The organism is Halorubrum sp. CBA1125, from assembly GCF_009742825.1.
Taxonomy (GTDB): Archaea; Halobacteriota; Halobacteria; order Halobacteriales; family Haloferacaceae; genus Halorubrum.
In genome coordinates this window covers 1-7,567 of record NZ_WPCE01000139.1, presented here as the reverse complement: position 1 = coordinate 7,567, position 7,567 = coordinate 1, and the positions used below count along the sequence as shown (strand labels likewise).

Below are 7,567 nucleotides of genomic sequence, written 5' to 3'. Positions count from 1 at the left end.
GCTAGTGGTACGATAGAGGGATAGTTGAGCGAACTCGGGACGTTCGAGATGGGTCGGTGGCCACCGGGGAAGAACACTCACCAAAGCCCCAGCCGTGAGGACTCGCGCGGCTCGCTGTGGTCCTCGACCGTTCACTTCATTCACGGTCTGCGGTCCTTACGTCGCCGGGCTTCGCCCTCACGGCTGCCCCTTTGGGTCCCGACCCGAACGGCACCGCACAGCACCTCACGCCGTCCCCAGCCTCGCGGTTCGCGCTCTTCGAGCGCTCACCGCATCCCTCGCGCTCCGGTCGCGGGCCTCCGGCCCGCTCCCGGGCGCGCCACCGCAATCATTCGTTCTCTCACCTACACTGACCGATTCACGGCGACTCGATACGGTGGGTGAATGATGTTATGACACCCTCGAAGACGACCGAAACGAGGAACGTGACGACGCCGCCGGGAGGAGCACGAACGCCAGTGCCGCGAACCCGCAAGCGCGCCCCTGGTCTGGAGCGATCGAGCCGATCGCGGCTATTAGAGGGGGTCAAAACTATACTGCCGCTGGACCCATCACGGACACATGGTCCCGTTCGATCCCCTCGCCCTCGAATACCTGGCCGGCGGTCTCCTCGTCACGGTGATCGGCGCCCTCGTCAAGTTCGGCGGCTGGACGTGGCTGCTCGCCGGATACAGCGAGTCGAGCTCGTCGATTCCCGACGACGTAGTCCGGGACGTTGCCGGCAACACGATCCTCCGCATCGGCGTCGCCGTCACCCTGGTCGGCGCGGTCGCGTCCGTGACGGAGCTTCCGGCGTCCGTCGGCCTGCTCGTCGGGGCAGCGATCGTCGTCGCCGTGCTCCGCCTGATCTACCGGCTGCACACGTGGTCGCCGTCGCAGACGACCTGACCCGCGGCCACACGCCCCAGTCCGGGGTTTACCGCAGCTCGACGTCGAGGTCCCCGCCCTCGTCGGCGAAGACGCTGGCGACGCCGCTACCGGCCGCGAACGCGACGCGTTCGGCGCCGATCCCGAGTCGCTCTGCGAGCCCCCGCTCGGGTTCGAACTCGCGCACTTCGGGCTCTTCGCCGAGCAGGTCGGCGAGCCGCGCTTCGACGTCGTCGCCGGTTCCCAGCTCGTCGACCAGCCCGATCTCCAGCGCGTCGGTCCCGAGGTAGACGCGCGCCTCCGTCTCGCGGACCGCTTCGGGGTCCATCTCGCGCCCCTCGCTCACGGTCTCGACGAACTGTTCGTAGTAGCCGTCGACGATCCCCTGAAGGTACTCGCGCTCGTCCTCTTCGATCTCCCGCAGCGGGACGCCGGCGTCTTTGTACTCGCCGGCCGTGAACTGTTCGTAGGAGATCCCGAGCTTGTCGGCGAGGTCGGCCGCGTTCGGCCGCGATCCGACGACGCCGATCGACCCGACGAGGCTCGCGTCGCGGGCCCACAGCTCGTCGCAGCCGCTGGCGATCCAGTAGCCGCCGGAGGCACAGAGGTCGGTGGCGTACGCCACCGTGGGACCGTCGAAATCGACGGCCGCCCGCCGGATGTCGTCGCTCGGGACCACCTCGCCGCCGGGAGTGTTGAGCTCGAGAAGCAACGCCGCGGCGTTCTCGTCCTCGTCTGCGGCCTCGATCTGCTCGACGACGTCATCGGCGGTCGCCCCGCCCGGTTTCGACAGCGGCGACGGGCGGCCGGTGTCGCGTTTGATCGGTCCCGACACCGACACCTTCGCCGTGTTGTACTCCTCGGCATCACCGAACCGGCCGCGAGTGAGCTTGGCGAGGAGTCGCCCGCCGGCGACCGTCGCCGTCGCGCCGACCGCGGCGGCCGCGAGGAGCTGCGTTCCGTTCGAACGCGCGTCGTCGTCCATACCGTCGGTTGGTGGCGAGGCGGTTTATATGCTGTTGCCGGCGTCCCGCTGTTCTGGCGCCGTCTACAGATGAGCAAGGCGAGTGCCTCGGGGCTTGACCCCGAGGGTGAAGCCGACACTCAAACGTGTTCTGTTCGTTCGATATATCGTTCTATCGTCTCGCTTGACACCTCCCCTGCTGTTCCGATATAGTACGACTGTTCCCAGAACCCATCGCCCCACAGATATTCTTCCAAGTACGGTTCGTGCTGTTGCCACATTTCTCGTGCCGTGATGCTCTTGACTGTCCGCACGATCTCGCTCGGTGCGCGCTTCGGATGGGCAGAGAGGAACAGGTGTACATGGTCAGGCGAGATGTGGAGCGACAATATCTCGTAGCCGTACTCGTCGCACACGCCACGGAAACTCGCTTCCAACGATTCTTCAATTGAGTCGAGTATTGAGTGTCGATACTTCGGACACCACACGAAATGATAATTGACGTTGTACACCGTGTGATTCGACCGCTTCTCACCCATATTGAGAACCCGTCGCCGACACAGTTAAGTATATACAAAAGATATACATAGGTATGACGGATCGCTTTGAAATCGCCGGCGAGGAAGTTCTCGACGGCGAGGTCAAACGGTTCGGGAACAGCGCCCACGTCACCGTTCCCAAACGCTGGCGTGGTGCGGATGTGAAGGTCGTCCGAACCTCAGAACCCACCGAACAAGACGAAGAATGACCGGCGCACAGGCTCTCGTCAAGACGCTGGACTTCCAACTCGACATCCAGAGTGACAACGAGAGCCTGCTGTACGACGCCACCCTCGAAGCGCGGTCGGTGTACAACGAAACTATCCGTCTCGCTAAGCAAGGCGTGGACTGGGACACAATTCCCGACCGCGTGGCAGACGACGCCAACCTCGTGAAGAACACGACTCAGCGCGTCGTCGCCAAGGCTCTCGGTGCGATGGAGAACTACTACGAGTACGACGACTTCGGCCAACCGAGCCACACCAAGGAGGGCGCGTACCCGCTTCGTGCGAACTACGAGGAAGGATACAACCTGTCAATCACAGACGACGGGGACGTGGCATTCCGAATCAGCGCGAAGCCGTATAACCACGTCAAAGGCATCCTCAAAGGCGACGACGCACACCTCGACATTCTCAAGACCGCACTCGAAAGCGACGAGTGGAAGATCGGGACGGCGGAGGCCCTGTTCCACAACGACACCCCTGAATTGCACGTCAACGTCACCAACACCGGACAGACTGTCCGAGACAAGCATGACTCGCGGACTGTCGTTGGCGTGGACGTGAACGAGGACAACGTGGCTCTCACCGCGCTTTCCGAAGTTGGCGTCGAGGATACGCTGGTTATCGACTTCCCCGAGATCAAGTTCGAGCGCCATCGCTACTTCACGATGCGGAAGCGCGTCCAGAACGCGGAGAAAGAGAGCACTCACGACACGTTGAAAGGGCGTGAGGAACGGTTCGTCCACGACCGACTCCACAAAGTAAGCCGTCACATCGTGGAGTGGAGTCAACAGTTCGAGAAGCCGTGTATCGTCTTTGAAGACCTCAAAGAGATGCGCGACAGTATCGACTACGGCACGCGGATGAACCGACGCTTGCACCACCTCCCCTTCCGCGCCCTACAGTTCTATACGTCGTACAAGGCGTCGTTCGAGGGCATCCCGACTGGATGGATTGACCCGTACAAGACGAGTCAACGGTGTCCGATGTGTGGGCACGCCGAGCGAGCGAATCGCAACAAGAAGCGGTTCAAGTGTAAGGACTGTGGGAGTCAAGACCACAGCGACCGTAGTGCAAGCGTCAATATCGCCGTCAAAGGCATCAAGAAGCATCAGAATTGGAATGTGCCCGCTCTCAACAGCCTTCCCCAAGTGCGGAAGGTGCGACGGCGGGCATCGGGGGCCGTGGACGCCCCGACCGTGACCCACGACACCGCTACAGGCCACCTTGCCGATGGTGTTGCGGGAGTGTCCGACTAACCCACGGGAAGCCTCGGGGCTTGACCCCGAGGCAGTTCACTCGTCCACTCACGTCGGCGTGTGCTGCAGTGCGGAGCAGTCACACGGAAAACCGCAAAAAAACCGACCGCGTCGGGAGAGGCGACCCGAGCTTACAGGAGCCCCGTCTTCTGGAGCTTCATCAGGTCCTCGGTGTCGAGGGTCTCGCCTTCCTTGAACTTCTGGTAGATCTCTTCGGCCTCTTCCTTCTCTTCCTCGCGCTTCTCGGCGCGCTCGTCCTTGCGCTCTTCTTCCTCCTTCTTGTCGAGTTCGCGCAGGCGCTTCTGGACGCGCACGAAGTCCTCGTGGTGGCGGTCGGCGGCCTCCTGCGCCTCCACGAACAGCTCGTGCATCTCGTCGGCCTCGTCACGGATGTCGTCGGCCTCGCGGTAGGCCTCGATCATCTGGTTGTGGTGTTCCTGGGCCTTGTCCGCGAGCTCCGTCACCTTCTGGTGGTGTTTCGACGCCTCGGAACGGACCTCCTCGGCCTCCTCGACGAGTTCGTCGAGCTCGCTCGTGTCGTCGATCTTCTCTTTCTTCTCGGCGAGCTTCTCGCGTTTGTCGTCGATCTTCTCGATGAGCTCGCGCTCGTCCTCCGCGTCGAGAACCTCCGTCTGCTGGCGGAACTCGAGGTCTTCGATCTCTTCTTCGAGCTCCTCGATAGACTTGCCGGAGCCGAGTTCCAGCTCCTGTTTGAGCTCTTCGACCTCGTCGAACAGCTCGTTGGCCTCGGCGTTGAGCTCGTTGCGCTTGTCTTTGTGCTCTTGGACCTGCTCGTTGAGCTCGTCGCGCTTCTCGCGGTGTTCCTGGGCCTCGTCGACCTTCTCGCGGGTCTTCGCGTTGAGGTCGTCGCGCTTCGAGGCGCGCTCGGAGGCCATCTGGTTCAGCTCGTTGCGTCGGTCTCGCAGCTGCCCGGCGCGTTTGATGAGCTGACCCTTCGAGCCGTTCTCCAGGTCGTCTTCAGAAAGGTCCACGTTGTCCGCCTCGTCCATCGCTTCGATGTCGTACTGCTCGATGACTTCTTCTTTCGTTACCATTTTTTATCTCTCCATCACCGCTCCGGGGATAGCGATCGCTCGCCGTCGTGCGTCGGGCCGTTCACAAGAGCTCCCGTTCATTTCAGCGTGCGATCCCACCAGCGCCGGAGGCGTTCTGGTGCCCGATACTACCACGGGGCGACATATAAATACTTCGGTGAATCGGGTGAAACCCGGTAGCACGGGCCGTGTACTCGGCGATCCGTGTTGAGCGGTCACACACCACGATAGCTGAATCAGGTTGCGCCCGGCGTCTCGTCGGCCGCGTCGACCTGGTAGGAGAGGACGATACCGTCGTCGAGACGGACGGTGTCGACCAGCTTCAGCCGCGGGAACGAATCCACGAATCCCTCGCCGTCGGCGAGCGTCGGCGCGTCGCGTCCTCCGACGATCATCGATCCCACGTACACGTGCAGCTCGTCGACGAGTTCCGCCGCGAAACACGAGTAAATCACCTCACCGCCGCCCTCGACCATCAGACGGTCGATCCCCCGTTCGGACAGCTCGTCGAACGCCGCGGCGAGATCCACGCGCTCCGCGCCGGCGACGACGACCTCCGCGCCGGCCGCAGTCAACGCCTCGCGTCGCTCCGGGTCGAGCGCCTCGGCGGCGAGCAGGTACGTCGTCGCCGCGTCGTCGAGGATCCGCGCGTCGGTCGGCGTCCGGCCGGTCGAGTCGACCACGACGCGCGCGGGGTCGCCGGACCGTCCGCTCCGGAGCCGTTGGACCCGACGGTCCTCCTCGTCGAGCGTGAGGTGCGGGTCGTCGGCGAGGACGGTGCCGACCCCGACCAGCACCGCGTCCGCGGCGGCTCTGACGCGGTCTACCCGGTCGAAGTCCTCCGGCCCCGAGATGCGGAGCTGCTCCCGGCGCCGCGTCGCGAGCTTCCCGTCGACGCTCTGGGCGGCGTTGACGACGACGTGCATACGCGAGGCGTCGTCCGGGCGGCGAATGGTCGTTTCGGTCCGGATCGGCGGTCCCGACCCGGATCGTGGGGCTCCTCCCCGCGTTCCTCATCGACGTCGTCAGCGGTGCCACGGGGCCGTACGAGGGGGCGACCCGAGACGCGGACGGTACTTCCCACAACCCGGCTCGGGCCGGCACCGGAGTCAGCGTCGGCGGCGCGTTGAGACGACAGGGAGATTTTTATCCGGCCGGATCGACGGTCGAGCCGTGACGACGCTGGTCATCTGTGTCGACCGCTCGGGCGCGATCGGCCGAGCCACGAACGTCCCGATGCCGGTCGCCGGCTGGGAGGCGGTCCGGTCGCTCGTCACCGACGCCGGGCTCAACGACCCGGAGGACGCCAGCGTCAACTGTCTGCTGGAGTCGCTGCGGGTCGCCCGCGACCTCCGCGACGAGCGGGAGGAGGCGGTCGTGGCGGTCGTCTCCGCCGAGAGCGACTCGGCGGTCGGCGCCGACCGATCGATCGCCGCGCAGCTCGACGACCTCGTCGACCGGTACGACCCCCGTGCGGCGATCGTCGTCGTCGACTCCGCCGAGGACGAGCGCGTCCTCCCGATAGTGGAGTCGCGGGTGTCCGTCGACTCGGTCGACCGCGTCGTCGTCCGCCAGGCCCGGGACATCGAGTCGACCTACTACCTGCTCAAGCAGTTCCTCGCCGACGAGCAGCTCCGCTCGACGGTGCTCGTGCCGTTCGGCGTGGCGCTGCTTTTGCTCCCCGCGCTGTTCTACTGGTTCTCGGCGAGCGAGGCGGTCGCCGGCGTCGCGGGACTGCTCGGCGCGGCGCTTCTGTACAAGGGGTTGGCCGTCGACCGGTTCGTGGCGCGGGTGCCAGAGCGGGTCCGCGAGGCGCTGTACGCCGGGCAGGTGTCGATCGTGACGTACGTCGTCGCCGCGGGGCTGGCGCTCGTCGGCGGCTTCTTCGGGGTGCTGTCGGCCTCGGAGGTCACCGGCGACACGCTCCAGCTCGTCGACGTGATGGAGTTCACGTACGCGGCGGTGCCGTGGTGCGCGCTCGCCGGGGTGACCGCGGCGGTCGGCCGGCTCCTCGACGAGCTGATCCGCGACGAGGGGATCCGGACCCAGTACCTCAACCTCCCGTTCGTGATCGCGGCGGTCGCGCTCGTCGTCCGCGGCTTCGCGGGCTACTTCCTCGCGCAGGAGGCGCTCCTCGAGCCGTTCGAACTCCGGGGCGTCGGCGTGACGCCGGTCCAGCAGCTCGCCGCGTTCATCGTCGCCGGGATCGTCGTCTCGCTCGTGGGCGTCAAGGTCGCGAGCGACGTCGGCACGGAGACGCTCGAAGACGTCATCGAGGGGGACGCGGACGGCGACCGCTGACCGGGAACGCGGATGACGACCGCTGACCGGGCGCACTCTCGGGGGATCGGGACGGACGCGCTGATGACCCGCGATCGGGCGGCTTTTGTCGGTCGCGGTCGCGTGAGCGGGCATGGACGCGTACGGACTGATCGGGAACCCGGTCGAGCACTCCCTGTCGCCGCCGATGCACGAGGCGGGCTACGAGGCGCTCGGGATCGACGCGCGGTACGTGACGTTCGAGCCGGACGCCGACGCCGCGGTCGCGGCGGTCGAGGGGGCGGCCGCGCTCGGCGTCGCGGGGCTCAACGTCACGATCCCGTTCAAGCGGGACGTCCTCGACGCGGTCGACGCGGCCCCGCTCGCCGAGCGGATCGGC

At 65.5% G+C, this 7,567-nt stretch carries 9 protein-coding genes and 1 pseudogene; 6 read left to right on the top strand and 4 right to left on the bottom strand.

Going from position 1 to position 7,567, the window contains the following annotated elements:
- Positions 1 to 561 precede the first annotated feature (561 nt).
- Positions 562 to 888, top strand: a complete 327-nt coding sequence (locus GJ633_RS11865) for a hypothetical protein (protein WP_156588994.1) — start codon at positions 562 to 564, stop codon at positions 886 to 888.
- A 28-nt stretch (positions 889 to 916) separates the two neighbouring features.
- Here the strand turns inward: GJ633_RS11865 and sppA are convergent, their stop codons facing one another.
- Together sppA and tnpA are read right to left on the bottom strand one after the other, a co-directional pair.
- Positions 917 to 1,852, bottom strand: coding sequence for a signal peptide peptidase SppA (gene sppA, locus GJ633_RS11860; RefSeq protein WP_156588993.1), 936 nt, complete (start codon positions 1,850 to 1,852; stop codon positions 917 to 919).
- Positions 1,853 to 1,971: 119 nt separating this feature from the next.
- Positions 1,972 to 2,370 carry an IS200/IS605 family transposase gene (gene tnpA, locus GJ633_RS11855; RefSeq protein ID WP_156588992.1) on the bottom strand — a complete coding sequence of 133 codons (399 nt, stop codon included), beginning with the start codon at positions 2,368 to 2,370 and terminating at the stop codon, positions 1,972 to 1,974.
- Positions 2,371 to 2,423: 53 nt separating this feature from the next.
- Between tnpA and GJ633_RS11850 the strand changes: the two genes are divergently transcribed.
- Both GJ633_RS11850 and GJ633_RS11845 read left to right on the top strand, forming a co-directional pair.
- Positions 2,424 to 2,579, top strand: coding sequence for a DUF2080 family transposase-associated protein (locus GJ633_RS11850; RefSeq protein WP_156588991.1), 156 nt, complete (start codon positions 2,424 to 2,426; stop codon positions 2,577 to 2,579).
- Positions 2,576 to 3,853 (top strand): RNA-guided endonuclease TnpB family protein, encoded by a 1,278-nt coding sequence (locus tag GJ633_RS11845; RefSeq protein ID WP_156588990.1) that lies wholly within the window; start codon positions 2,576 to 2,578, stop codon positions 3,851 to 3,853. The genes GJ633_RS11850 and GJ633_RS11845 overlap by 4 nt, the downstream gene beginning before the upstream one ends.
- A 131-nt stretch (positions 3,854 to 3,984) precedes the next feature.
- On the opposite strand, the gene GJ633_RS11840 is transcribed toward GJ633_RS11845, so the two are convergent.
- Positions 3,985 to 4,908: a coiled-coil protein gene (locus GJ633_RS11840; RefSeq protein ID WP_156588989.1), complete on the bottom strand. Its 924-nt coding sequence runs from the start codon at positions 4,906 to 4,908 to the stop codon at positions 3,985 to 3,987.
- Positions 4,909 to 5,144: 236 nt separating this feature from the next.
- Positions 5,145 to 5,834, bottom strand: coding sequence for a 2,5-diamino-6-(ribosylamino)-4(3H)-pyrimidinone 5'-phosphate reductase (locus GJ633_RS11835; protein ID WP_156588988.1), 690 nt, complete (start codon positions 5,832 to 5,834; stop codon positions 5,145 to 5,147).
- Positions 5,835 to 5,899: 65 nt separating this feature from the next.
- On the opposite strand from GJ633_RS11835, the gene GJ633_RS11830 reads away from it, so the two are divergent.
- The 3 genes and pseudogenes from GJ633_RS11830 to GJ633_RS11820 form a co-directional block, all read left to right on the top strand.
- On the top strand, positions 5,900 to 6,085 hold the full coding sequence (locus GJ633_RS11830) for a hypothetical protein (RefSeq protein WP_156588987.1): 186 nt from the start codon (positions 5,900 to 5,902) through the stop codon (positions 6,083 to 6,085).
- The gene (locus GJ633_RS11825) at positions 6,082 to 7,209 is read left to right on the top strand and encodes a DUF373 family protein (protein ID WP_321169052.1); all 1,128 of its coding nucleotides are present in this window, start codon (positions 6,082 to 6,084) and stop codon (positions 7,207 to 7,209) included. Before GJ633_RS11830 ends, GJ633_RS11825 begins: the two co-directional genes overlap by 4 nt.
- 112 nt (positions 7,210 to 7,321) lie before the next feature.
- Positions 7,322 to 7,567, top strand: a pseudogene (locus GJ633_RS11820) (shikimate dehydrogenase); the annotation flags it as partial.

Excerpts from the sequence above, each read along its gene's own strand:
- GJ633_RS11840 (WP_156588989.1), bottom strand. The coding sequence starts at position 4,908 with ATGGTAACGAAAGAAGAAGTCATCGAGCAGTACGACATCGAAGCGATG.
- sppA (WP_156588993.1), bottom strand. The coding sequence starts at position 1,852 with ATGGACGACGACGCGCGTTCGAACGGAACGCAGCTCCTCGCGGCCGCC.
- GJ633_RS11865 (WP_156588994.1), top strand. The coding sequence starts at position 562 with ATGGTCCCGTTCGATCCCCTCGCCCTCGAATACCTGGCCGGCGGTCTC.
- GJ633_RS11835 (WP_156588988.1), bottom strand. The coding sequence starts at position 5,834 with ATGCACGTCGTCGTCAACGCCGCCCAGAGCGTCGACGGGAAGCTCGCG.
- tnpA (WP_156588992.1), bottom strand. The coding sequence starts at position 2,370 with ATGGGTGAGAAGCGGTCGAATCACACGGTGTACAACGTCAATTATCAT.
- GJ633_RS11850 (WP_156588991.1), top strand. The coding sequence starts at position 2,424 with ATGACGGATCGCTTTGAAATCGCCGGCGAGGAAGTTCTCGACGGCGAG.
- GJ633_RS11845 (WP_156588990.1), top strand. The coding sequence starts at position 2,576 with ATGACCGGCGCACAGGCTCTCGTCAAGACGCTGGACTTCCAACTCGAC.